The 24,208-nt window shown below is 33.9% G+C and carries 21 protein-coding genes, 3 pseudogenes, 1 riboswitch and 2 other annotated features; of the genes and pseudogenes, 18 read left to right on the forward strand and 6 right to left on the reverse strand.

The features are described from left to right. The first annotated feature begins 45 nt into the window (after positions 1-45). Positions 46-801 (forward strand): 4'-phosphopantetheinyl transferase Sfp, encoded by a 756-nt coding sequence (sfp, locus tag COL05_RS30005; RefSeq protein ID WP_098671268.1) that lies wholly within the window; start codon positions 46-48, stop codon positions 799-801. A 29-nt stretch (positions 802-830) separates the two neighbouring features. Next, positions 831-1,373, forward strand: coding sequence for a cold-shock protein (locus COL05_RS30010; protein WP_098671269.1), 543 nt, complete (start codon positions 831-833; stop codon positions 1,371-1,373). Positions 1,374-1,409: 36 nt separating this feature from the next. Here COL05_RS30010 and COL05_RS30015 read toward each other — a convergent pair whose 3' ends face one another. Then, the gene (locus COL05_RS30015) at positions 1,410-1,682 is read right to left on the reverse strand and encodes an HU family DNA-binding protein (RefSeq protein WP_098671270.1); all 273 of its coding nucleotides are present in this window, start codon (positions 1,680-1,682) and stop codon (positions 1,410-1,412) included. Between the two features lie 205 nt (positions 1,683-1,887). Between COL05_RS30015 and COL05_RS30020 the strand changes: the two genes are divergently transcribed. Both COL05_RS30020 and COL05_RS30025 read left to right on the forward strand, forming a co-directional pair. Beyond that, positions 1,888-2,655 (forward strand): DUF3891 family protein, encoded by a 768-nt coding sequence (locus COL05_RS30020; protein WP_098671271.1) that lies wholly within the window; start codon positions 1,888-1,890, stop codon positions 2,653-2,655. Positions 2,656-2,669: 14 nt separating this feature from the next. Next, positions 2,670-3,194 carry a DinB family protein gene (locus COL05_RS30025; RefSeq protein WP_098671272.1) on the forward strand — a complete coding sequence of 175 codons (525 nt, stop codon included), beginning with the start codon at positions 2,670-2,672 and terminating at the stop codon, positions 3,192-3,194. 100 nt (positions 3,195-3,294) lie between these two features. Here the strand turns inward: COL05_RS30025 and COL05_RS30030 are convergent, their stop codons facing one another. The 3 genes from COL05_RS30030 to COL05_RS30040 form a co-directional block, all read right to left on the reverse strand. Then, positions 3,295-4,488, reverse strand: coding sequence for a S8 family peptidase (locus COL05_RS30030; protein ID WP_098671273.1), 1,194 nt, complete (start codon positions 4,486-4,488; stop codon positions 3,295-3,297). Positions 4,489-4,720: 232 nt separating this feature from the next. Then, positions 4,721-6,088 carry an alanine/glycine:cation symporter family protein gene (locus COL05_RS30035; RefSeq protein ID WP_098671274.1) on the reverse strand — a complete coding sequence of 456 codons (1,368 nt, stop codon included), beginning with the start codon at positions 6,086-6,088 and terminating at the stop codon, positions 4,721-4,723. 107 nt (positions 6,089-6,195) lie between these two features. Beyond that, positions 6,196-6,315, reverse strand: a riboswitch (glycine riboswitch). A gap of 261 nt (positions 6,316-6,576) precedes the next feature. Then, entirely contained in the window at positions 6,577-7,152 is a 576-nt protein-coding gene (locus tag COL05_RS30040) for a hypothetical protein (protein WP_098671275.1), read from the reverse strand. 132 nt (positions 7,153-7,284) lie between these two features. Here COL05_RS30040 and COL05_RS30045 point away from each other — a divergent pair, with 132 nt between their 5' ends. From COL05_RS30045 to COL05_RS30090, 10 genes are all read left to right on the forward strand, one after another. Next, positions 7,285-7,659: a hypothetical protein gene (locus tag COL05_RS30045; RefSeq protein WP_142337730.1), complete on the forward strand. Its 375-nt coding sequence runs from the start codon at positions 7,285-7,287 to the stop codon at positions 7,657-7,659. Between the two features lie 193 nt (positions 7,660-7,852). Beyond that, the gene (locus COL05_RS30050) at positions 7,853-8,473 is read left to right on the forward strand and encodes a YdbC family protein (protein ID WP_098671277.1); all 621 of its coding nucleotides are present in this window, start codon (positions 7,853-7,855) and stop codon (positions 8,471-8,473) included. Between the two features lie 186 nt (positions 8,474-8,659). After that, positions 8,660-9,367 carry a 23S rRNA pseudouridine(2604) synthase RluF gene (gene rluF, locus COL05_RS30055; protein WP_001222169.1) on the forward strand — a complete coding sequence of 236 codons (708 nt, stop codon included), beginning with the start codon at positions 8,660-8,662 and terminating at the stop codon, positions 9,365-9,367. Positions 9,368-9,492: 125 nt separating this feature from the next. Continuing rightward, positions 9,493-9,715 (forward strand) — a binding site (T-box leader). Positions 9,716-9,751: 36 nt separating this feature from the next. Then, positions 9,752-9,975, forward strand: a binding site (T-box leader). A gap of 44 nt (positions 9,976-10,019) precedes the next feature. Beyond that, complete coding sequence (gene thrS, locus COL05_RS30060) at positions 10,020-11,939, forward strand: threonine--tRNA ligase (RefSeq protein ID WP_098671278.1); 1,920 nt, start codon at positions 10,020-10,022, stop codon at positions 11,937-11,939. Between the two features lie 251 nt (positions 11,940-12,190). Next, positions 12,191-12,958, forward strand: coding sequence for an ABC transporter ATP-binding protein (locus COL05_RS30065; RefSeq protein WP_098671279.1), 768 nt, complete (start codon positions 12,191-12,193; stop codon positions 12,956-12,958). 11 nt (positions 12,959-12,969) lie between these two features. Beyond that, the gene (locus COL05_RS30070) at positions 12,970-14,853 is read left to right on the forward strand and encodes an FtsX-like permease family protein (RefSeq protein ID WP_098671280.1); all 1,884 of its coding nucleotides are present in this window, start codon (positions 12,970-12,972) and stop codon (positions 14,851-14,853) included. Between the two features lie 259 nt (positions 14,854-15,112). After that, the gene (locus tag COL05_RS30075) at positions 15,113-16,144 is read left to right on the forward strand and encodes an alpha/beta hydrolase (RefSeq protein WP_098671281.1); all 1,032 of its coding nucleotides are present in this window, start codon (positions 15,113-15,115) and stop codon (positions 16,142-16,144) included. A 222-nt stretch (positions 16,145-16,366) separates the two neighbouring features. Next, positions 16,367-17,638, forward strand: coding sequence for an MFS transporter (locus COL05_RS30080; protein WP_257152614.1), 1,272 nt, complete (start codon positions 16,367-16,369; stop codon positions 17,636-17,638). 54 nt (positions 17,639-17,692) lie between these two features. Then, a complete protein-coding gene (locus COL05_RS30085) occupies positions 17,693-18,559 on the forward strand; it encodes an ABC transporter permease subunit (RefSeq protein ID WP_142337731.1) in 867 nt (288 codons plus the stop codon). A gap of 1 nt (position 18,560) precedes the next feature. After that, positions 18,561-19,565 (forward strand): ABC transporter permease subunit, encoded by a 1,005-nt coding sequence (locus COL05_RS30090; RefSeq protein WP_098671283.1) that lies wholly within the window; start codon positions 18,561-18,563, stop codon positions 19,563-19,565. A 43-nt stretch (positions 19,566-19,608) separates the two neighbouring features. Here the strand turns inward: COL05_RS30090 and COL05_RS30095 are convergent, their stop codons facing one another. Together COL05_RS30095 and COL05_RS30100 are read right to left on the reverse strand one after the other, a co-directional pair. After that, positions 19,609-21,309, reverse strand: a complete 1,701-nt coding sequence (locus COL05_RS30095; RefSeq protein WP_098671284.1) for a pyruvate oxidase — start codon at positions 21,307-21,309, stop codon at positions 19,609-19,611. Between the two features lie 82 nt (positions 21,310-21,391). Next, positions 21,392-22,129, reverse strand: coding sequence for a ZIP family metal transporter (locus COL05_RS30100; RefSeq protein WP_098671285.1), 738 nt, complete (start codon positions 22,127-22,129; stop codon positions 21,392-21,394). A 134-nt stretch (positions 22,130-22,263) separates the two neighbouring features. Between COL05_RS30100 and COL05_RS30105 the strand changes: the two are divergent. From COL05_RS30105 to COL05_RS32135, 4 genes and pseudogenes are all read left to right on the forward strand, one after another. Then, positions 22,264-22,602: pseudogene (locus COL05_RS30105) on the forward strand (class I SAM-dependent methyltransferase); the annotation flags it as partial. A gap of 155 nt (positions 22,603-22,757) precedes the next feature. Beyond that, positions 22,758-23,204: pseudogene (locus tag COL05_RS30110) on the forward strand (SAM-dependent methyltransferase); the annotation flags it as partial. A gap of 48 nt (positions 23,205-23,252) precedes the next feature. Then, positions 23,253-23,882: an immunity protein Imm33 domain-containing protein gene (locus COL05_RS30115; RefSeq protein ID WP_098671286.1), complete on the forward strand. Its 630-nt coding sequence runs from the start codon at positions 23,253-23,255 to the stop codon at positions 23,880-23,882. Further along, positions 23,875-24,148 (forward strand): annotated as a pseudogene (locus COL05_RS32135) (DUF6843 domain-containing protein); the annotation flags it as partial. The gene COL05_RS30115 and the pseudogene COL05_RS32135, both read left to right, overlap by 8 nt. Positions 24,149-24,208 lie beyond the last annotated feature (60 nt).

The raw sequence follows: 24,208 nt of genomic DNA on the forward strand, positions 1-24,208 counted from the left end.
TTTTTGAAATGAAGTGATATTCCTACTAAGAAGGGGAGAGTTTACATGATAGAAAGTAAAGTTGTAGATTCTATACCAACTCTTAATGAGAATGATTGTCAAATATGGTGGGCAAGAATTTCAGATTTACAATCATGGCATTACAATTTACTAAATGAAGTTGAACGAGAGAAAGCAAATTCATATCATCATTCGGTAGATCGTGCACGATTTATAATAGGTTGTGTAATTAGTAGATTAGTTCTTGGAAAGATACTTTCTATGTCGCCAGTCCAAGTACCTATTGATCGAATGTGCCCAGTATGTAAGTTACAACATGGTAGACCACAATTACCAGAAGGTATGCCGCAAATATCGGTTTCACATTCGGGTGAGTGGGTTGTTGTTGCATTTACGAAATCTGCACCTGTAGGCGTTGATATTGAACAAATGAATCCAAATGTAGATGTTATGAAAATGGCAGAGGGTGTATTAACGGACTTTGAAATAGCGCAAATTATGAAATTACCTAATGAACAGAAAATAGAAGGTTTTCTAACATATTGGACTCGAAAAGAAGCAGTGCTCAAAGCAACAGGTGAAGGACTAATGATTGCACCAGTGGATATTACTGTATCAGCTCCAAATGATCCTCCAAGCTTGTTAGTTTTTAAGGATAGACACGGGGTAGTAGAATCTACAATGATGGAAGATATAAGACCGAGTGAAGATTATTTGGCTTCTATTGCAATATTTAGTAAAGAAGTAACTGAAATCACACAGTTAGACGCAGTATCGCTTTTAAATTATAAAGAAGTTTAATAAAATATCTTATAGAAGAGGTGTTCCTCATGTTAGTAGCGGAAAATAGAACGAATGAATTCACTTATAATGTACAAGCAATTAAAAATATTTTATTTTCTGGAGATACATCATCTATTCATGCTTTAGAAAAGCTTTTGAATGATACAGTTCAGTTTGATGTTCTCGAACAAGAGGTAATTGATAGACAGTACATCCCGAAAGAAGTAAAGAATTTCTTTGCTAAAAACGGAACATTTCTTTACCGTGTATCCAATGTTAGCTATAAAGGAAAAGTATTATCCGAAAATCTCATTTTTGCGGATACCTCGTTTTTACCACATACAATAAAGTGTGAGTTAGAGAGTGGAAATATTCCTGTTGAAAAACTTATAGAAAAGATGGAAGTAAGAAGGAACGTATTATATGAAGGATATCAGCCAGCTGGAAATATTATTGAATTGTTTGATGGCTGCTCTGTTACAGCGAATGTGTATCCAACTAGAAAATCTCAAATTGTAAGCAACTGTAAATGTATATTTTATATATGTGAAGTATATCATGCTGAGAATATAAAGGAATTACTGAAATAAACAAGAAACCAGCCTATAAAATGGCTGGTTTCTTGTTTATTTCACAGCTTCTTTTAACTCTTTACCTGCTTTAAATGCAGGAACTTTACCAGCAGCGATTTGAATTTCTTCGCCAGTTTGCGGGTTACGCCCTGTACGAGCAGATCTTTCACGCACTTCAAAAGTTCCAAAGCCGATTAATTGAACTTTATCGCCAGACTGTAATGCAGTAGCAATTGTGTCAAATACAGATTGTACAGCTGCAGAAGCATCCTTTTGAGAAATATCAGCTGATTGTGCTACAGTTTTAATTAATTCTGTTTTGTTCATGTTTTCACCTCATAAAAAAATTTTTTAGAATGAATGATTTAGTATAATAGATAGTAAACATAAAGCTATTTATATTGTTAGAAAGAATGCTATATAGTTATGTTAATTTCGTTGCAAGAAACTGAATCCCTGCTAATATTTAGGGATTAATTAAGAATTGACGCATAGAAAAAGCTGCAATATTAAGATGAGGGGGAGTATACGGATGATTTTTCGTGAAAAGAATGAGAAAGAAAGTATATTAATTCGTCAACATGATCATGGTTTTTTAGCTGGAGAGATTGCCAAATATATAAAAAAAGATTTTTTTGAAGATGACACATATTTAAAAGAGACAATTGATGCAATATATGAGCATGATAGAGGGTGGATAGAGCTTGATAAAGTACCAATTTTGAATGATGCTAAAAATATCCCGTATACATTTATGGATTGTCCTAGCTCATTACGCTTTGTTTTTTATAAGATTGGTTTGAATGAAATTGAAGGGTCAAACCCATACGGAGCATTACTTTGTAGTAAACATTTTTTATCATTTCCTTTAAATGAGGAAGATGAAGAGATGATGTCATTTTATACAGGGGAATTGGAACGACAAAAAAGAATATTGACAACGCTAACAAGAGAACAATTTGCGATATTCGATAAACATTATAGGTTATTAAAATTTTGCGATGAACTTTCTTTATATGTATGTATGAATAAACCTGGTGTAGAAAAGGAAAATGAAATTGATTTGTTTAAAGATGGTTTTGAAGGAACAGAAATGTTTAATAGTAAAGAAGGGAAACCTCTTCAAGCTGAATGGGTAGATGAGGAAACAATTCGGATTACACCGTTTCCATTTCAAACTGAATTTTATACGTATGTAAAATATAAAACTATAAATAAACGTGAAATTGAAGAAAAAGGAATTGTAAAGGCTGATAGAGAATCAGAAATGAAGAAACAAACCATTCATTTTATACAATAGGGGGGCGATTTTGATTGAAAGAGTACATGTTAAAACAGGTGGATTACCATGCTTGGGCTAATATACGATTATTCGAGCGACTAAAAGAATTACCAAACTATGAGACGATTTTTACTGAACAGATACAGAGCGTATTCCCATCAATCAAGGATACTTTCGCGCATATTTATATTACAGATCAAGTGTGGTTACACATATTGCATGGTAAAAGTATGAATGAAGCAATACAAGACCGAGAAAATTTACGAAAACAAATCGAAACTAAATCGTTACATGAATTAGAAAAAATGTTTGAAAATATGGCAAATCAATATAAAGACTTTTTAATTACAATTCAAGATGTGAATGCTGTATTTGTTATCGAGAATCCATATGCAGGAAAATTAGAAACTTCAATTTTAGAGTTAGTACAACATGTCGTAAATCATGGTACATATCATAGAGGAAATATAACAGCGATGATCCGTCAACTTGGTCATTCATCGACAATGACGGATTTTGTACTGTATTTACATATGGGGCAGAAAGAGAGGGAGTAATATAGTTTGTAAGAAGGAGAGACTTTAATTGAAAAAGTCTCTCCTTCTATTTTATCCCACTTTAATGGTAAAAAGACTGATTTAAGTTTTATCTTATTTCTTAAGAGGCTTTATTTTCTTGTAATTGCTTAGCGTATTGTACAGCCTTAAATGCATTGACTCTACCGTTTTTCCAGTACGTACCTGTACCACTAATTTTATCAGACGTTGATTCAATAATTTGGCGGATTTGTGTATTGCTATATCCTTGATTTGCTAAAAGAGCAGCGACTCCTGCAACGTGAGGTGTTGCCATAGATGTCCCACTTAATGATTGATATGTGCTTCCTTTATATGTGGAATATATATTTGAACCTGGTGCTGCAACATCTACCCAGCTACCATAAGTAGAAAATGAAGATTTTCTATCAGACTGATCTGTAGAAGCAACCGCAATCACTTCGCTGTAATAAGCAGGGTAATTAGCTTTTGTATTTCCAGCATTTCCAGCAGCAGCAACAATGACAGAGCCTTTATTCCATGCATATTGAACAGCTTGTTGTAAAGCAGTCCCACCATTTGGAGCACCTAAGCTTAAACTAATTACTTTTGCACCTGAATCAGCAGCTTCCCTAATACCTTGCGCTACAGCATCAAGAGTCCCACTTCCTTGATTATCTAATACGCGGACAGCATAAATTGAGGTTTGTGGGGCAACACCAGCAATTCCAACACTATTATTCGTAAGTGCTCCAGTAATCCCAGCGCAATGCGTACCATGACCATTACCATCATCTGATGTATTGTCGTTGTCAACATAATCATGCCCGTTGATTACTTTAGAAGCTAAATCAGGGTGTGAACCTTGAACTCCTGTATCAATAATAGCTACTTTTACACCAGGATCACTTCGTTGACTATCCCAAGCTTGTGGAGCTTGAATCTTTTGCAATCCATATTGATTTTTAAAATATGGGTCGTTTGGAGTCCAAAAGGCGTGAACGTAATAATTTGGTTCTGCATATTCCACATCTGGATTATTTTTATAACTTTTTATTTTTTCTTTAACAGTACCTTTTGAAAATTGAATGACTTCAAAACCTAATTTATCATCTTTAGATAAAACGTTAGCACCAACAGATTTATGAAAAGATTGGACATTACTTAAAGATGCATTTTGCTTAAACTTAACGATTAATTGGTTAGGGACGTAATCAGTAGATGATGTTTCAGCACTTGAAGTATTTGTGTTAAAAAAGAAACCACCGATAATGAATGATAAAACGGATAGGAAAACAATGATTTTGTTTTTCAAAAGATTTTTCCTCCCTTTTCTTGGATAAGTTTTTCAGCGACACTTTAATGTCGCATTCCTTTTCAACTATATAGTTAGACCATACGATTTATGTCATTTATGTAAAAAACTTTTAGAGGAATAAAAAGGAGTAGACATTGATATAAATATATTTTTAATGACAGTAATTAAGTAAAAGAGGGGATGAAAAAAGGAATGCTCATCATATATGAGTCATTCCTTTTTTCATAGATTAACTTGCCTGTTTTTTATTATTTTCTTTCAATTTCTCTGCTTGTAAAAAGTGATTTGTTTCAGCTACTACAATACCACTTAATCCAATAAGTCCAATTAAGTTTGGAATCGCCATAAGTCCATTTGCAATATCAGCAAATGTCCATACGATGCCTAGTTTTAAATTCGCACCAATAGCAATCATGACGATAAAGATTGCTTTATAATATTTAACAGTACTTTCTCCGAATAAATAAGCCACGCATTTTTCTCCATAATACGACCAGCCTAAAATAGTAGAGTAGGCGAATAATATAATAGCGATACCAAGAATCATACTACCAGCAGTACCGAATACAGATTGGAATGCTAATGTTGTAGCTTCAACACCAGTTTTTCCTGACTTCCATGCGCCTGTAGTAATTAATACTAGCCCTGTAATTGTACATACAATAAACGTATCTAGAAAAGTACCAGTCATTGAAACCAAAGCTTGCTTTGCAGGGGAATCAGTTTTTGCAGCCGCCGCGGCAATAGGGGCACTCCCTAAACCAGCTTCGTTCGCAAATACGCCGCGCGCCATTCCAATTTGAATAGCTGATGCAACTGTTGCACCGATAAAACCACCAGCAGCTGCAGTACCATTAAATGCACCAGAAAAAATAAGTGAAAACGCTTCTGGAATTTGATCGTAGTGATAGAAAATAATAATAAGACCAGCAATGATATAAAAGAAAGCTTTAATTGGAACGACATATCCTGTCACTTTCCCGATTTTTTTTACACCGCCTAAAATAACAATTGCGATTAAAAATGACATTACTATACCAGTTAAAGCAGGAGGGAAAGAGAAATTAATTCGCATCGCCTCTGCAACTGAGTTAGATTGCACCATATTACCGATACCGAAAGAAGCAGTTGTGCCGAATATAGCGAATAAAACAGCAAGCCATTTCTTGCCTAAACCACGTTCTAAATAATACATTGGCCCACCTGAATATTCACCATTTTCATTACTAACTCGGTATTTCACTGCAAGAATTGCTTCGGCATATTTTGTTGCCATCCCGAATAAAGCAGTAATCCACATCCAAAAGATTGCACCGGGTCCACCAATCGTCACAGCAGTTGCAACACCGGCTATATTTCCCATTCCAATCGTTGCCGCCATAGCTGTCATAAGTGCTTGGAAGTGGCTAATATCTCCAGAGGAAGATGTATCTTCTGATTTTTTAAAAGCTAGTTTGTGAGCGTATAATAGTTTACTAAACTGTAAACCTTTTAAACGCACTGTGAGAATGATACCAGTACCAACGAGTAACAACAATGTTGGTAACCCCCACACATAGTGATTGATTTGTTCTAATACTTTACTTACTGTCTCCATCTGTATTCTCCTTTTTTAGAAAAAATAAAAACCACTTCAAGTAAATGAAATGGTCTCTGGAGAAACAAGGGATAGAAAAATAAACCGATACAAATCGGCATTTTCTTTCGCTTGTCTCTGTCCTTTTACCTGAGAGATTATCCGCTATAGTAGCGGATTTGCTCCTTCGGTGCTCGTTTTCCTCCGCGCTATATAAAGCGAGAGGGAGTCTCTCCAGAGATTCGTCCCCATGCAGTTCTACTTGTAACCAAGACCTGAGAGTTTCAAAGTTGGTTTAACAACTTTTTGCCCCGTCGGTAGATCAGTCGATCTTCTCCTGAATGGTTCATCCGAATTATAAAATTTATAAAAACATTGATTGTAAATCAATAAAAATATTATAGACAGACAAAATATGAATTGCAATCTTTTTTTATTTTAAAATAGTAAACAGTTTTATCCCGCTTTAATGGGCAGTAAGACCCCCACCTCAAAATNNAAGTTTCACTTTATCTTTTTGCAAGTCCTAATTTCTCCTCAATTTCAGTTAAAGTAGATAAAGCAATGACAATATGTTGATCCGCAAGGCCTAAAGCATGTTTAGTATTTTCAATTGTTGCACTGTTTAGAGTAGAGTTTTTGGCTCCGTCTATAATTAAATCTGCCGCGTTTTTCATAAATTTAGAAGCAGCCTTAAATTCAGTTGTGAAATAAACTAGTTGTTCTTGTATTTGTACTTCTGATATATCTTCTTTAATTTTTAAAGTGTCTATTTCATTCATAATGTTTTCATATTGTTTGGAAACAGCACTCATTGTAACGAATAGTTTATCTCTATCTACTGAATTTCCGCTCGTATTAATTTCTTTCCAGGCAGGTAACCAATCTTTATCGATGATGTCATTATAATTATTAGTTAATTCATTAATTTTAGGTTGCAATTTAGTTTTGAATGTTTTTGTATCAGTTGTTTCTACAGTTGCTTTTTCGTTGTTATTTTTAACATTAGTAACGTAGAAAATTGTACCGAAAATGATGAAAATAGAAATAACAACTGTCCATTTAGTAAAAAATAATTTCTGCAATATGTAACGCCTCCAAAATTAAAAAACTTATAATTATAATATATAACAATAATGCTGTTTAAAGTAGAGAAAATAGGTTAGAAATGATTTAAATTATATATTTTCTATACAAAAATAATTAAAGTTAGTATAATCATGAAAGTTATATGTGAGAAAAGAGGATTTTCAGTGAAAATGAATAGAAGAAAACTAGTTTCAAATATTTCAATGGCGATGTTATTAGTTGGCTTATTTGCACTCATATATCTGGACAAAGAATCTAAAATTAAAGATTTTCCAGTACCAATGTCAGCAATACATATTAGCAATAATAAGGAAGAGGATTATAAATATATAAGTGTAATGCCAATTACAAAGGCGAGTGGATGGGAGAACTTAGGGGAAAATGGGCATACTGTTACTTTTAAAAAAGGGGAGAGGAATGTAACTGTAATACATTATCCGGGAGAACTAACGTATTATTTATTTGAGAAAAAGGTGAATATGGGAGATAAGATAAAGATGTAATTCGTTAAGGATTACATCTTTTCTTTTGATTCTGAATTATTTGAAATAAAATCAGATAGATGGTTTGATAGATGTAGTGATAAATATGATAAGTTCTATATGTTGATAAAAAGCAATGAAGTGATCATAAAAATATTATGTAAACTAAAAGTTGTAAGTGGAAGGTAAATTATATCCTAAGGGGGAATTAAAAATGTTACTAAAAACAATTTACTGTGAAGTGGAAGAAGAGAAAAAAGAGTTATTTTCAAAAGCACAAGAAAAATGGCAAGATATACAGCATCTAGATGGATTTCATGGACAATTTGGTGGATGGAATGAAGATGAGGCATGTGTATTTACTTTATGGGAAGATAGAAGTGCATATCAATCATTTATGAATGGTGCTCACGATATCATTTATGTGAATAGTAATCAAGAGGATACGTTTCTTTCATGTGAAATTGACCTGTTTCAAACTTTGTATGATATAACTGATATGCCTTTAAAAGATGTTGTTACAGAAGGTTCATTCGTAAGAGTTGCTATATGTGATGTAAAGTCAGAAAAGGAACAGCAGTTTTTACATAAGCAAGAAACAATTTGGAATAAAGGAATGGAGAATGCAAAAGGGATATTAGGTGGGGTAGTTGGAAAGTCATTAAAAAATGTAAACCGGTACATCGTGTTAACTTATTGGAAAGATGAAATGGCGCATCAAAATTATGTAGAAGAGATATTCCCTGAGTTGTATAAACTAGCTAATATTCATGATGATTTAAAAGATATAAGAGGTAAACAAGCTATATGTAAGGAGGAGTGGCTTGTATATTAAGTGTACAAAACGTGCATAAATGAATGTATAATAAAGATATTTTCTTATAAACGAGTAATTAATAGAAGACGTTATATACCCTTTCATGTTAATATATTTAAGTTATAATAGAAGGCTTACCCTTATGTATTGTACGGTAGACGTAGTGTGAGCTTGAATTTTTGTTTAGAAAAGGATGTGCCTAATTTGCGTATCAATAAATTTATTAGTGAAGCTGGAAAAGCGTCTCGACGTGGAGCAGATAAATTAATTAATGAGAGAAGAGTAATTATTAACGGTAAGGTTGCAAAAATTGGTGACCAAGTAAATCCAGGTGATGATGTACGCGTAAACGGAGAGCAACTTCGTATTGCTCGAGATCACGTATATATTGCTTTAAATAAACCAGTAGGTATTACATGTACAAGTGAAAAATCAGTAAAAGGTAATATTATCGATTTAGTGAATCATCCATTACGAATTAGTCACATTGGACGTCTTGATAAAGACTCAGACGGTTTAATTTTGTTAACGAATGATGGTGATATCGTTAATGAAATTTTACGTGCTGAAAACAAACATGAGAAAGAATATATCGTTTCAGTAGATAAGCCAATTACACCTGATTTCTTAGAAAAAATGGCAGCTGGTGTGAAGATTTTAGGAACGAAAACACTTCCTTGTGAGATCACACAGTTATCAAAATATGAGTTCAAAATTATTTTAACTCAAGGGCTAAATCGCCAAATTCGCCGTATGTGTGAAGCTTTAGGTTATCAAGTATATACGTTAAAACGTACGAGAATTATGAATATTGAATTGAATAATTTACCCGTTGGACAGTGGAGAGATTTAACAAAGAAAGAGAAACGCCGTCTATTTTCAGACTTAAATTACGAACCACAAGATTGGTAAAAATGAGAAGAGGAAACCAAAAATTTAGTTTTGGTTTCTTTTTTTATTAAATAAAAAATCTTTTTTAAACACTTGCAAAAATAAAATGAATAAGATATAGTAAATAACAATTAATGGATGTACTCATAAAAGCAAAGAAAAGGACACGAGTTATTTTACCCGGTTATACAGAGAAGGAAGGAAAGCTGAGAACTTCCTAACGCAGAAAAATAACTTACCACCTTAGAGCTGCACTAGGGAAATGAAGTATCTAGTGCCGTGTAAGCGACGTTATCGCAAAAGAAGCCATTGCAATTTTGTGATGGGAATCTGGGTGGAACCACGGATATAAGCATATTCGTCCCTATTTTAGGGATGAATATGCTTTTTTTGCATTCAATTTCATAATAAGCGAAGAAAAGGACACGAGTTATTTTACCCGGTTATACAGAGAAGGAAGGAAAGCTGAGAACTTCCTAACGCAGAAAAATAACTTACCACCTTAGAGCTGCACTGGGGAAATGAAGTATCTAGTGCCGTGTAAACGACGTTACCGTAAAAGAAGCCATTGTATATTTTACAATGGGAATCTGGGTGGAACCACGGGTAAAAGCACGCTCGTCCCTATTTTAGGAATGAGTGTGCTTTTTATTATGAAATGGAGAGATGAAAAATGAAAGAACAGATGATTGAAATTAAATTTCCAGATGGTAGCGTTAAAGAATTTGTAAAAGGAATTACTTTAGAAGAAATCGCTGGATCCATTAGCAGTAGTTTAAAAAAGAAAGCAGTCGCAGGGAAAGTAAATGATCAGTTATATGATTTACGCCGAAATATTGAAGGAAATGCGGAAATAGAAATCATTGCTATAGATTCAAATGAAGGGGTAGAAATTGCAAGACACTCTGCGGCACATATTTTAGCGCAAGCTGTAAAAAGATTGTATGGTGATATAAAACTTGGAGTAGGGCCTGTGATTGAAAATGGTTTTTATTATGATATGGATCTTCCGAGTAGTGTAAATGTAGAAGATTTACCGAAAATCGAAAAAGAAATGAAAAAAATTGTAAATGAAAATATAAAAATAGAGCGAGTTGAAGTTTCACGAGAAGAGGCAAAAAAATTGTTTCAAGAAATGAATGATCATCTGAAATTAGAATTGTTAGAGGCAATTCCTAGTGGGGAAAGTGTAACACTATATAAGCAAGGTGAATTTGTAGATCTATGTAGAGGACCACATTTATCGTCAACAGGCTATTTGAAAGCCTTCCAATTAACTCACGTTTCAGGTGCATATTGGCGAGGAGATAGTAACAATCAAGTGCTTCAGCGTATATATGGCGTTGCATTCTCTTCTCAAAAAGAATTAGAAGAGTATTTACATTTCGTTGAAGAAGCAGCAAAAAGAAATCATCGCAAATTAGGTAGTGAGCTGGAGTTATTTATGTTTTCTGAAGAGGCTCCTGGAATGCCATTTTATTTACCGAAAGGACAGATTATCCGAAATGAATTAGAAGCATTTTTAAGAGAAATTCAAAAAGAATATAAGTATCAAGAAGTACGTACTCCGTTTATGATGAACCAAGAGTTATGGGAGAAATCCGGACACTGGGGACATTACAAAGACAATATGTATTTCTCTGAAGTGGATAATAAAAGCTTCGCATTAAAACCGATGAACTGCCCAGGACATATGTTAATGTTCAAAAATAAATTACACTCTTATCGCGAATTGCCAATTCGTATGTGTGAGTTCGGTCAAGTACACCGACATGAATTTAGCGGGGCATTAAATGGATTATTAAGAGTACGTACTTTCTGCCAAGATGATGCTCATTTATTTGTAACACCAGAACAAATTGAAGATGAAATTAAATCCGTAATGGCGCAAATTGATTACGTTTATAAAACTTTTGGATTCGAATATGAAGTAGAGCTTTCTACTCGTCCAGAAGATTCAATGGGTGATGATAAGTTGTGGGAACAAGCAGAAGCGGCGTTAGCAAATGTATTACATTCATTGAATTGTAAATATAGACTAAATGAAGGTGACGGTGCATTCTATGGACCGAAAATTGACTTCCACATTAAAGATGCTTTAAATAGAAGTCATCAGTGCGGAACAATTCAGCTAGATTTTCAAATGCCAGAAAAGTTTGACTTAAATTATATAGATGAGAAGAATGAAAAGAGAAGACCAGTTGTTATTCACAGGGCAGTATTAGGATCCTTAGATCGTTTCTTAGCAATATTAATTGAGCACTTTGGAGGTGCGTTCCCGGCATGGGTGGCACCAGTTCAAGTGAAAGTCATTCCAGTTTCAAATGCAGTGCACGTGCAGTATGCAGAAGTAGTTGCAGACAAATTAGCACAAGCTGGTGTTCGTGTGGAACGAGATATGCGAGAAGAAAAATTAGGATATAAAATAAGAGAAGCACAAATGCAAAAGGTTCCTTATGTTCTTGTTATTGGGGATAAGGAAATGGAGAACGGAGCTATAAATGTACGTAAATATGGGGAAGAAAAATCAGAAGTTGTTGAACTAAATGGATTTGTGGAAAGTATGAAAGAGGAAATAAATAATCGGAAATAGAGTTTAAAGAGAAAACATACCAATTCATAATGGTGTGTTTTCTTTTTTACCTTACAAAAATGTAAGGTAAATGTAAGCGAAATCGAAGGAACGAGTTTTAGAAAAATGAGAATATGAAGTAGGAAACAGGTTCATGTAGTCTGTGTAACTCTAATAGGATGAATAATTAAAAAACTCTTAAGAATTTACATGAGAAAAAATAAGAAATATGTGAGAAATTCATTTTATACAAAAGGGATGGAGTGAAAGAGATGTCAACAAATGTAGTTACTGTAGAAAGTGTAGAAAAAACGTATGGGAAAAGAAATGAGAATCAGTCAAAAGCGTTAAGAGGCGTATCATTAACTATTAAGGAAGGGGAATTCGTCGGGATTATGGGGCCTTCTGGATCTGGAAAAACGACTTTACTTAATGTGATTAGTACATTGGATCAAGCGACAGGTGGTAGTGTGACAATAGCTGGCACAAATATTACCTCTATGAAGGGGAATGCATTATCTGATTTTCGATCTCAAAAATTAGGGTTCATCTTTCAAGATTTTAACTTACTTGAAAACTTATCAATTTATGAAAATATCGCTTTACCACTTTCTCTGCAAGGCGTACCTTCAAGTGAGATTACAGGAAAGGTGAATGAGGTTGCAAAGAAGTTAGGGATTACTGAAATTTTAACGAAATATCCAACTGCTGTTTCTGGGGGACAAAAGCAAAGAACAGCGGCAGCGCGAGCTTTAGTACATAATCCAGCAATCGTATTAGCAGATGAACCGACAGGAGCGCTTGATAGTAAAAATGCAAAAAGCTTATTAGAAGCGATGCAAGATTTACACGAAAATCACAATGTAAGTATTTTAATGGTAACGCATGATGCATTTAGTGCGAGTTATTGTGAGCGTATATTATTTATTCAAGACGGCCTTTTATATAAAGAACTAAAGCGTCAAGGAACGCGAGAAAATTTCTATCAAGACATTTTAGGTGTGCTCGCTCATATGGGCTCAGCTGCTGAGTCTAAGTAGGGAGTGAGATTATGTTATTCAAATTATCACGACATAGTATGAAAAAGATGTTAAAAGATTATATGGTTTTACTTATCGGCCTCGTTATTAGTATTAGTATTTTCTACATGTTCCAAACGATGGCGATGAATAGTGAATTTACGAAGGATAATAGTCTTATTAGTAGTATTAGACTCGTATTCTGGGTAGGTGCCATACTATTATCTTTCATTACTGTATTTTATATTATATATGCCAATTCCTTCTTACTCACATTAAGAAGAAAAGAACTCGGTATGTATATGATGCTTGGCGCGAAAAAGAAAAAAGTAGCACAGTTATTATTTATTGAAACATTCGGTATGGGTATTGTCAGCATTATTGTCGGGATTTTAGTAGGGATGTTACTTGCAAGTGTAGCAGGAAACTTTTTAATGAATGGTATGGAAATTTCAGCAAAAGGTAGTTACGCATCTGTATACACACCAGCAATTTTAGTTACAGCTATTTTCTTCTTAATACTATTTTTTATTACTGGTTTAATGAATAGCATCCGGTTATTACGTAAAACAGAATTGGAGTTAATTCGTGAAGATGAAACGCTAGATGAAGTAAAGAAAAGTAAAACTCGCATTATTATAATGACAGTACTTGGTATATTGCTAGTAAGTATAGGATACTACTTTATGATCAATGTAAAAATATATGCTGAATTAGGCTTTATAATAGCGACAATCGTTACAACACTTGGAACATATTTTATCTTTAGTTCATTGCTCCCATTTTTTGTGATGAAAATTAAAGGAAATAAAAAACGAAATGAAACGGGTTTAAATAGTTTTACATATGCACAGCTACGATTTCGAGTAAATAGCTTATCGAGAGTACTAGGTACGGTAGCGATGTTAATTGCATTAGGCGCAGGTGCGATGACGGCAGGGATGGCGTTTCAAAAAAATGTAGGTATTATGACAGACTTCTCACGTGTATATGATGTCGTAATTCATGATCCAAATGATCAAGATGAAGCAGCGTTAAAAGAAATGGAAATTGTGGAAGAAAGCAAGTATAAGTATAAAGTAGATGGAGAAGCAGTTTATTATTTACGTAACGACTTAACTGCGAAACCACCACTTGTTTCCGATCACTTTGATACAAAAACTTTAAAAGAGCCTGCTCGTAAACGTGTTGCTGAACCTTTAACAGAACCGGTTTATACTGCTTTGGAAGTTCCTGAAGTAGCGAATAAGCTTCCTCATATGCCAAGGGATTGGGAAGATGCGATTGTACGAGAAATACAAATTACACATAATCAATTTAATGGAAAACCAGTAAGAATTGCAGATGAAGAGCATTATAAAGGGATTCAAGGAACAGAACACACTGTAACATTAGCAAAAGTAGATGATATGAAAAAATATAAACCGTTGTTAATTGAAATAGACAAGAGACAAAAAGAACAAATTGAAAAAACAACAGGTACAAAAGTAGACTTATTTACGAAAATGACAATTTATCAATTTATGAACAGTTTCATGAGTGGAACAATGTTTATGGGATTTTTCCTCGGAATTGCCTTTTTAGCAATGATGGCAAGTTCTCTTATGTTCAAAATATTAACAGGTGCTTCTCGTGACGTACGACGTTATGAAATGTTACGAAAAATTGGTGTGAGACGTAGTATGTTAACGAAAAGTATATATAAAGAAATTTCATATTTATTTATCTTCCCGGCAATCATTGGGATTTCCCACGTGTTAGTAGGGCTAAACTTATTTAGCTTCATATTAGTTGACCCGTTTGTAAAGGTGTGGGTGCCAATTGGGATTTTCTTAGTCATTTATTTCATCTATTACTGGATAACTGTTCAACTTTATAAAGGTATGGTAATGCCGAAAGAAGAGGTAGCTAAATAGTTTAAGAACAGAGTCTTTGTTGAGAAAACAAGGGCTTTTTTCTTTATTTTTAATACATTGTAATTGAGTCTTTCTATGAATTTTATATTGAAAATTAAGAAAATATTAAGGGGTTATATAGCAGAAAGTTAAGAAGTATATGGGATATTTAGAATGTGCAAAAGATCAAGGTGAAATTGTTGTACATTTATATTTTTTTGAGATAGTTTTACTGAACTAAATTGATGTTTTTATAAATTTAAAAGAAAGGAAACTACTTATGAAGAAGATAAAAAAATTAATAAAACTCATTGGTGTCATCATTTTACTATTATTAATCGTAGCACTAATATTTCCTACATGGACTTCGCAAATAAAGGGAAAAAACAGTATAAGTACATTAGAGAAAGTGGAGATAAATGGAAGTGATCATGAAATGATGATACGTGGCAAAAATAAGAACAATCCGGTCATTATTTTTGTGCATGGTGGACCAGGTACTTCAGAAATACCGTATGCTCAAAAATACCAAGCCTTATGGGAAGAGAAATTCACAGTTGTTAATTACGATCAAAGAGCCAGCGGGAAGTCGTATCATTTCTTGGAAGACTATTCGAATCTTACATCAGAACTTCTTGTAGAAGATTTATTAGTTATGACAGATTATATTTCAAAACGTCTTGGTAAAGAAAAAGTAATATTGGTTGGTCATTCTTACGGTACCTATATCGGAATGCAAGCTGCCAATAAAGCCCCTGAAAAATATGAAGCTTATGTTGGCATTGGACAAATGAGTGATACAGTAGAAAGTGAAATGGATAGTTTAAACTATGTAATTGAACAGGCACAAAATGCTGGGAATACAGATGAGGTTTCCTATTTAAATGGGTTGACTGAAAAAATTAAAAATGGTGATGCATACACTCCGAGAAATTATGTTGCGAAATATGGTGGAACATCAAGAGTCATTGAAAATCCAGATGGCGATAACATTGGAATGTTACTTAGTAATGAATATAACTTGTTAGATGTAATTCGTTATAATATTGGATTATCACATTCTCAAACTGTCTTATTAGAAAAGGATTTAAAGAGTCCACTGCCTACTAAGGTGACTAAAATGAAGCTACCGCTTTATTTCCTTATGGGGAAATATGACTATAACACTTCATTTCATGCAGCAAAAACATATTTTGATACGATTGAAGCAGATCAAAAAGAATTTATTACTTTTGAGAAATCAGCTCATTATCCACAATTTGAAGAGAAAGAAAAATTTTACAAGTGGATGTGCGATACATTTGTAAAATAAATAAAGTGTATCCAAACTTTAGAAAATTAAAATAGTTAGTGAGATGTAAAAGAATTTAGCTACATATCATTACGTGAAGCGAAGTGAAATAAAAAGACTCTTGTATAAAAGAGTCTTTTTGTAATGTTCTCTATACAGAAGGAAAAGATTGGATAATGGTCGAAAAATATAATGTAACTTCCATGAAATTACTAAAATAATACTATTTTGTCGAGAGAAAGGATACGAAGTATGAAAGAAATGCTACAGTTATTTCGCAACAAAGTGTATGCACGTTTTTTTCTAGCAAATATTTTAGAGCGACTCGGTTCTATGATTGCTGGAATTTCTTTAATGTTTTACTTGTTAGATCAATACGGAAAGCAACCAGTTTACGCAACGATGACACAAATTATGATTGCATTACCTGCATTAATCTTTTTTCTATTAGTAGGGACAGTAGTGGATCGTTTTGATAGACAGCGTATTTGTATGGTAAGTAACATATGTTGTTCGCTCTGTAATATCGGAATTCTAATTTCGCTTTATTACGGAATGATTATACTCGTCTTTATATTTTTATTTTTGGAAAATGCATGTATACAATTTTTCTCTCCATCAGAACAGTCGATGATACAGGGAGTAGTTGAATCAGACCAATATGGTGCAGCAGCAGGGATTAATCAAATGGTAAATAGTTTGTATGCTTTATTTGGTGTAGGAATTGCAACGATGGTGTACTGGACTTTTGGAATTTATGGGAGCGTTTTAGTAAATACGCTCACCTTTATTATGAGTGGTATTTTGATTCAAACGATTTCTATTCCAGAAAAAGTTCGTTTGCCAAATGGTAGAACAAAATGGAAAGAAGTTAATTTGAAGATGTTAATAACAGAGTTTCAAGAAGGGATCAAGTATATATACCAAAATGAAACTTTAAAAAAATTACTTCTAGGATTTATCGTTTTTGGATTATTGAATGGTATTTTAAGCGTATCAACAACTTACATATTAAAATATAAATTAGCACCAGCAACGTATGAAAGTTTAGCGATGGTAGGCGGTGTAGTCGGAGGGATTTCCTTACTAATTGGAAGTATAGTAGCAACAAGTGTAGGTAAGAAATATGCACCCAAACTTATTATTGTATTTGGTATGGCGGGCTCAGGGGTCTTTTTCGGTATGTGTTACTTTGTAAACCACGTATGGTCTTTTTACGTATGTATCGCTTTTGCGACATTCTTTTTACCGTTTATTAATGTTGCAATCATGGGCTGGATGTATGAAATTGTAGAAGAGTCATTTATGGGGCGTGTTCAAAGTTTACTTAGTCCATTAACGACAGGATTTCAGCTGTTATCCCTCGGTGCGATAGCGATGCTGTTCCCGAAATGGATTCGTGCAGATACATTGTATATTATTTTATTTGGTTTATTATTTTGGGTTACGTGTTTATATCAAGCGATTTTACCTAGTGGGAAGAAGCAGGCTCAAGGTATAGCTGAAGAGATGTAGTATATCTGTCTTTTTGTTTCTGAATATTCTATCGAAGGGTAAGGGGAAATCTTTATGTTGATGCGAGTTGCTAAATGGTGTGGGGTTACTTGTTTACAACTAGTAGCTGCAATTTTATGTATAATCTGCCTAGGTGCACTGCCACGTTTATTTAAGGGATTGCAAATTGATTTAATTGGTTTTTGGAACACGATTGTATTTCTTGGAGGGAAGTTACTTCAACCAGGTGAAATAACATATGGATTTCGGGACTCAAGAAAATTATTTCCGCAAATATGGATTCATTATATTGAAACGATGATTGTATTTCTCTCAGCGTTTTTACTATCTTTGCTTATAGCGTATGTACTTGTCGTTTGGGTATTGCAGCGTTCTCATATGAAGCAGAAAATGTGGAACGGGATTTTTCTTACGCTTGAGAGTATACCAGATATATTACTTATATTAGTATCACAACTTCTTGTCGTAATTCTTTTTCAAAAAACAGGATTTATGCCAGTCAAACTAGCTGGATTAGGGGAAGAAAGAATACGTTTGTTACCGATCATATGTCTTACAATACCAACAACTTTATTGTTTATTAAACTGTTGTTATTACGATTTAAAGAAGAGTTAGAGAAAGATTATAGTTTGTTTGTCAAGAGTAAAGGATTAAGCTTACAGTATATTTTGACACATCATATTTCAAGAAATGTTTTATTAACGACAATTTATTATGCGAAAACAAATATTTTATTTATGCTTTCAAATTTATATATTATCGAATGGATTTTCAATACATATGGTATGTTTGTTTTTGTAAAAGAAAATTCTAAATTAGAAATATTTACAGTGAGTCTAGTAATATTATACGTACCGTTTTTTATACTATTTCGTATATTACATACGCTCTTACAAAATGTGATAAAGGAGCGTGTGTAATATGTGGCAAGTTGTAAAAAGAGATGTGAGATTTTGGATAGGTATTACTTTTTTGAGTGTACTAATGATTGTTAGTATTGGATATACGTTGTTTTTTGATGGGAATATTCGTGAACTTACGATGATCTATAACGAAAAAGGAGAACTAGAGGCAGCTCCATTTTCACCATCAAGTAAATTTTGGTTTGGAAGTGATGTGAAAGGCCGCGACCTTGTTCAATTAATAATAGAAGGCGCGAAATGGACAGTTGGAGCGAGTATAATTATAGCGATTTTACGAGTTATAGTTGGAGGGGGAGTTGGTTTACTTCTTGGTATGTATGGTAAACGTTCTTTTCCAGTTATTTCATCCTTTTTTGATCCTTTTAGTATTGTACCAATGGTCATGATTTCTTATTTTATGCTAAATGAAGTTTTAACGTTTGACAGTGGAGCGGAAGTTGTGCCGTTATATTTGCGCGTGGCATTTCAAATTATAGTTCTTGTATGTCTTGCTGTGCCAACGGTTATGTTGTATGTAGCACAAGAAGTAAAACGTATTAAAAAAGAAGAATTTATGTTGGCAGCTACTGTGCTCGGCGGAAGTAAGTGGCATAGGTTGAAGCGCCATATATGGCCGCATATGTTACCACCATTTCTTTTATTAGTAGCTCAACAATTTGTGAGTACTTTATTGCTTCTTTTATACCTTGGTTTGTTGCAATTATTTTTTGGTGGAACTATAACCTTCAGCGGAATGGATCCAGATAGTGTAACAAAAGAATGGACTGGCCTAATTGGTCAAAACTTCCGTCACTTAACTACACATACATGGATTGTACTTATACCAATTGCTTTTTATAGTATGACAATATTGGCGGGGAATTTAGTAAGTAATAGTATGCAAGATGCGATTAAACTAGGGAATGTAAAAATACCAAAGAGCAAGGATACAGAAGTAAAGGAAGAGAAACGAATACAAACTAATGTGAATGATTTTTCTTTTTATAGAGAAATACAAAAATAAAAGAGATAGCTGAAGACAAATCGTTTTCAGCTATCTCTTTTGTTTATAGTGGAGGTAAATCAATCTTACCTTCTTCAAACAATTCTTTTATCATATGCTTCGTATAACCAGCGGCTTGACCAAAGGTGATTTTTGCTGGCATTGGTGCTTCGTTTGCATCTACAACTATATCAATAATACACGGTCTATTTTGTTTTACCGCACTTTCAAAAGCAGGAAGTAGCTCATCTACATTCTCAACACGATATCCAATACCTCCGCATGCCTCTGCGTATTTTGCAAAATCAGGGTTTGTTAAGTCTGTACCAAATTCGATATTCCCCATAACTTCTTGTTCGAATTTAATCATGGCGATTTTATTATTGTTTAAAACGACGACAACGATTGGTAGTTTATATTTAACAGCTGTTACGAAATCGTTCATTGTCATTCCAAAACCCCCGTCTCCACAAACCGCAAATACTTGTTTATCCGGGAAAGCAATTTTCCCAGCAAGTGCACCAGGTAAACCGCAGCCAAGAGTTGCAAGCCAGCTAGAAATGATAAATTGTTGATTTGTCATACGGAAGTGCCTTGCTGTCCATACTGTTACATTTCCGACATCCACTGATAATATTGCGTCATCATGAGCTACATGTTGCAGTGCATGCATAACGCGTTGTGGTTTAATAGGAGTAGAAGAATCGTCTTCTTGATTGTGCAATTTTTCTTCCCACTTTTTCATCATTTCTTGATGATGCTCTAAGAAGGAGTGGTCCTCATGTTTTTCTACATTTTCAATTAACCATTTTAATGTTTTATCAGCATCACCAGCTAAGCCGATATCTGTTACATACCGTTTTCCGATTTGGGCCGGATCGGTATCGATATGGAGTGTTTTTGCTTTTTCAGGTAAGAAACCGGTGAACGGATAGGAAGTACCAACCATAATTAAAGTATCTGCATGTTTCATTGCATCATAAGAAGGTTTCGTTCCAATTAATCCTAACCCACCGATACAAAGTGGATGTTCATCAGGGATAATCCCTTTAGCTGGTAATGTAAGTACGATTGGAGCACCAATGTGTTCTGCAAATGTAAGTAAAGATTCTCTTGCATGTTTCGCACCTTTTCCAGCTAAAATAACAGGCTTTTTCGCTTCATTTATTGCGAGTATGGCAGCATGTAAATCTTCTTCTTGCGGAAATAACTCAGGTAATGTAAAAGAAGTATTTGTAACACGAGCACCATTCTTTACTTCGAATTTCGGAACATCATCCGGAATTGTAAGAACAGATACACCTTTTTTCGTATAAGCCATTCGAATTGCTTGATTCACGACAGCAGGTAGCTGTTCTGCCGACATAATGCGCTGGTTATAAACTGCGACATCATCGAACAATCTTTCTAAGTTTACTTCTTGAAAAAAATCCGTACCGAGTAAATCGGTTTCTACTTGACCTGAAATTGCTAGAACAGGGGCTTTATCGAGCTTAGCATCATATAAACCATTTAATAAATGAATAGCACCGGGCCCTGCGATGGCCATGCAAACGCCGAGTTTTCCTGTTAACTTAGCATAGGCAGCTGCTGCAAGTGCGCCAGCTTCTTCATGGCGCACTTGAATAAATTTGATTTTATCTTGTTTTTTTCTTAAAGCTTCAATTATAGAATTGATAGAATCTCCAGGCATTCCGTAAATGTGTTCTACGCCCCAGTCAATTAATAGGTCAACTAGTGCTTCACCGGCTGTTTTCCCAAACATAATTTTTCCTCCTTATAATTAGGTAGATACTATTATGTTTTGGAGAAAAAGGAAAAATATACAAATGATAATATTATTATCTTTAATGATGACCAGCGAATAGTGTAAATACTGTTATTAGTAAAAATCCACTGGATGCCCATGTTAAAAATGAAAGGAAAGAGAGCTGCTTCTTTGCTTTCCAAAGCATTTCATGAATTGTGACATAGCCAAGTGAACCGATAGCACTCCCCATAATGAGCCCTTGTAAATGTAGAGCTTTTCCTTCCATCAAAATGCCAAAAACAGTACCTGTACCGAGGATAAGAGAAAGTAATAAAGTTGTTAATAAAAATGAAATATATTTATGCTTTGTAAAGAGGAAGGGGATGATTAATGCTAAGCCTTCAGGAATATGGTGAACGACAATTGCTATTAAAAAAGGTATGGCAGAGTCAGCATGATTAATAAAAGCAGTACCTAAAGCAAATCCACTCGGCAAATTATGAATAAATATAGCGAAAGAGAGAAAAAGGAAAGTTTGCCAAGCTTGTTGATCTTTTTTATGTATCATTGGATGATGACAATAATTATCTAATAAGCTCATAACTAAAATACCGATAGCTATACCAAGTATAGGCCCAATCATTTCAAAGCTTGAAAATGTTTCAGGAATAATTTCAAGTGATAAAAGTCCAAGTAAAATTCCGCCGCATAATGCGTATAAACGATGCATTTTTTCTTCAATTAGCTGACGGGTAGCAATGCCGACCGCACCACCTAATAGTAATCCACCGAATGAAAAAAATGTAACTATCATAGGAATCCATAATCGTTCCATCGTATCACACTCCGATTCGTCCACTTATTTTTAGCTTACGAAAAGGAAAGTTAGATTAGTCCAAGTAATTGTGTTTGATTATAGAGAAAAAACTAATAATTCGCTATAATTTATATATTAAATATAAATGGAAAATGAAATGGGGAATACGTTTGCAAACAAAATGGAGTCTATCTGAATACGAAAATCCAAAACGATATGATATAGAAAATAAAAGTCTGTCAGATTTTCCGTTTTTACTATCATGGGCACAAAAACTAAATATACAAAATGAATGGATTCTAGATATTGCTTGCGGAACAGGAAGAGTTACCATTCCCTTTATAGAAAACGGATATAAAATGATCGGTGTAGATATACATGAAGGTATGCTTGCTGAAGCGATGAGGAAATCTGCCGAGTGTAAAAAAGTAAAATGGTTACAACAGGATTGTTTACAATTAAAGATTGAAGAAACAATTCCGCTAGCATTTATCCCGCGTTAACGGACAGTAAAACTCCCACCTCAAAATTCAGTTGGAGCAAAGAAGTTAGGTGGGAATCGGGCTGTCCGTAAACGTCCGATTGGTTCAACTAATAATCAGTGGGGGATGAACAAAACTCCCACTGATTAAAGTTTCACTTTATAGTTGGTCATGGATTTCAACATTTTCTTACGAATACTGATCAAAATAAGTTATTAACATCTATTCATCATGTGTTAGCTGATAATGGTATATTCATATTCGATACACGTTTTCCTTCAAAAGAAGAATTAATACAACCATCTACAGAAGAGTATTGGACAACCGTTAGTGATGAAAAGGGAAGAAAATGTGATTTATATACTGAAATGACATACGATTCAATTCAGCAAATACAGCACTACATAACAACAAGAAGGTTTTATGAGGATGATGGGCAAGTAGAGGAACTGAAAACAACGATTGACCTTCGCTATACATATCCGCAAGAGTTAGATAGATTATTTGTAGCGAATGGTTTTGAATTATTACATATATATAATGATTGAGAAGGAAATGAGTTAAGAGAAGACTGCTATTCTATGGTAGTAGTTTGCCGGAAGAAAAAATAGTGTTATTTTTTAAATATGAGTGTGAAAAGCTTTTAAGGAGAGAAAAAGATGACTTGGTACTTAGATAATGTTTATGAAATAAATAAAGAAGCACCTTATACTTTCTATCTTCCTAGCTCAAAAGTTTTGGAGAAATTAAAGGTTGGAGATTTGGTAAAGCTAATTTTTGTATCTAAAAATGAGGAAGAAGATGGGTTTCATGGTGAAAGAATGTGGGTTGAAATTACTGAAAGAAACGAGAAAAATTTTGTAGGGATACTCAATAATAATCCGTATCGTTTAGATTTAAAAGTGGGTGATAAAATTTCATTTGGAATTGAAAACATATGTGATACGGAATATAACGATCCAGCTTCAAAAGATTGGGACTTTTATTTTGATACGAAGGTAATTGTTAGTGATGATGTACTTGAAAAAAGAGAATTTAACTTTATGCTTAAAGAGGATTCAAGAGAAAAAGGTGACTCTGGTTGGTCAATACTGAGTGGTTATGAAAGTGATGACTATGTCAATAATCCTAAAAACTTTCAAATTATTTCAATTGGAGTCATTTTGAATATAGATGATTCTATTTTAAGGTTTCTTGAGGAACCACCTTTATGTGCATATGAAAGAAATGATGAAGGTAGATTCTATAAAATTGAAGACTATGATTGGGATGCATATTTAAATGGATAGAAAAATTTATTATGTTTTAAAGAAAAGTACATTTTGTTTCGGAATCGTATTAACGTTTTTATTAAGTGGATGTATTAGTTTTGGTAAAGAAACTACAGATACTATATACTTAATTCCTGAAGAGTACGGATTTGATTGTTGTGTACAACGTACCTGGTGCTAAGTTGTTACCGAAGGAAGAGGAGTTTAGTATTGTCACTTTCGCAGCTGATGGGACTGCTTTGACATCTACAAAAAATATGAAATATGGCACGGTAAATGATTTATCCCACTTTAATGGGCAGTAAGACCCCCACCTCAAAATGCAGCGAAAGCAAAGAATTTAG

The sequence above is a fragment of the Bacillus sp. AFS059628 genome (assembly GCF_002571225.1).
Classification (GTDB): Bacteria; Bacillota; Bacilli; order Bacillales; family Bacillaceae_G; genus Bacillus_A.

Excerpts from the sequence above, each read along its gene's own strand:
- sfp (WP_098671268.1), top strand. The coding sequence starts at position 46 with ATGATAGAAAGTAAAGTTGTAGATTCTATACCAACTCTTAATGAGAAT.
- COL05_RS30010 (WP_098671269.1), top strand. The coding sequence starts at position 831 with ATGTTAGTAGCGGAAAATAGAACGAATGAATTCACTTATAATGTACAA.
- COL05_RS30015 (WP_098671270.1), bottom strand. The coding sequence starts at position 1,682 with ATGAACAAAACAGAATTAATTAAAACTGTAGCACAATCAGCTGATATT.
- COL05_RS30020 (WP_098671271.1), top strand. The coding sequence starts at position 1,888 with ATGATTTTTCGTGAAAAGAATGAGAAAGAAAGTATATTAATTCGTCAA.
- COL05_RS30035 (WP_098671274.1), bottom strand. The coding sequence starts at position 6,088 with ATGGAGACAGTAAGTAAAGTATTAGAACAAATCAATCACTATGTGTGG.
- COL05_RS30050 (WP_098671277.1), top strand. The coding sequence starts at position 7,853 with ATGTTACTAAAAACAATTTACTGTGAAGTGGAAGAAGAGAAAAAAGAG.
- thrS (WP_098671278.1), top strand. The coding sequence starts at position 10,020 with ATGAAAGAACAGATGATTGAAATTAAATTTCCAGATGGTAGCGTTAAA.
- COL05_RS30065 (WP_098671279.1), top strand. The coding sequence starts at position 12,191 with ATGTCAACAAATGTAGTTACTGTAGAAAGTGTAGAAAAAACGTATGGG.
- COL05_RS30070 (WP_098671280.1), top strand. The coding sequence starts at position 12,970 with ATGTTATTCAAATTATCACGACATAGTATGAAAAAGATGTTAAAAGAT.
- COL05_RS30075 (WP_098671281.1), top strand. The coding sequence starts at position 15,113 with ATGAAGAAGATAAAAAAATTAATAAAACTCATTGGTGTCATCATTTTA.
- COL05_RS30085 (WP_142337731.1), top strand. The coding sequence starts at position 17,693 with ATGTTGATGCGAGTTGCTAAATGGTGTGGGGTTACTTGTTTACAACTA.
- COL05_RS30090 (WP_098671283.1), top strand. The coding sequence starts at position 18,561 with ATGTGGCAAGTTGTAAAAAGAGATGTGAGATTTTGGATAGGTATTACT.
- COL05_RS30095 (WP_098671284.1), bottom strand. The coding sequence starts at position 21,309 with ATGTTTGGGAAAACAGCCGGTGAAGCACTAGTTGACCTATTAATTGAC.
- COL05_RS30100 (WP_098671285.1), bottom strand. The coding sequence starts at position 22,129 with ATGGAACGATTATGGATTCCTATGATAGTTACATTTTTTTCATTCGGT.
- COL05_RS30115 (WP_098671286.1), top strand. The coding sequence starts at position 23,253 with ATGACTTGGTACTTAGATAATGTTTATGAAATAAATAAAGAAGCACCT.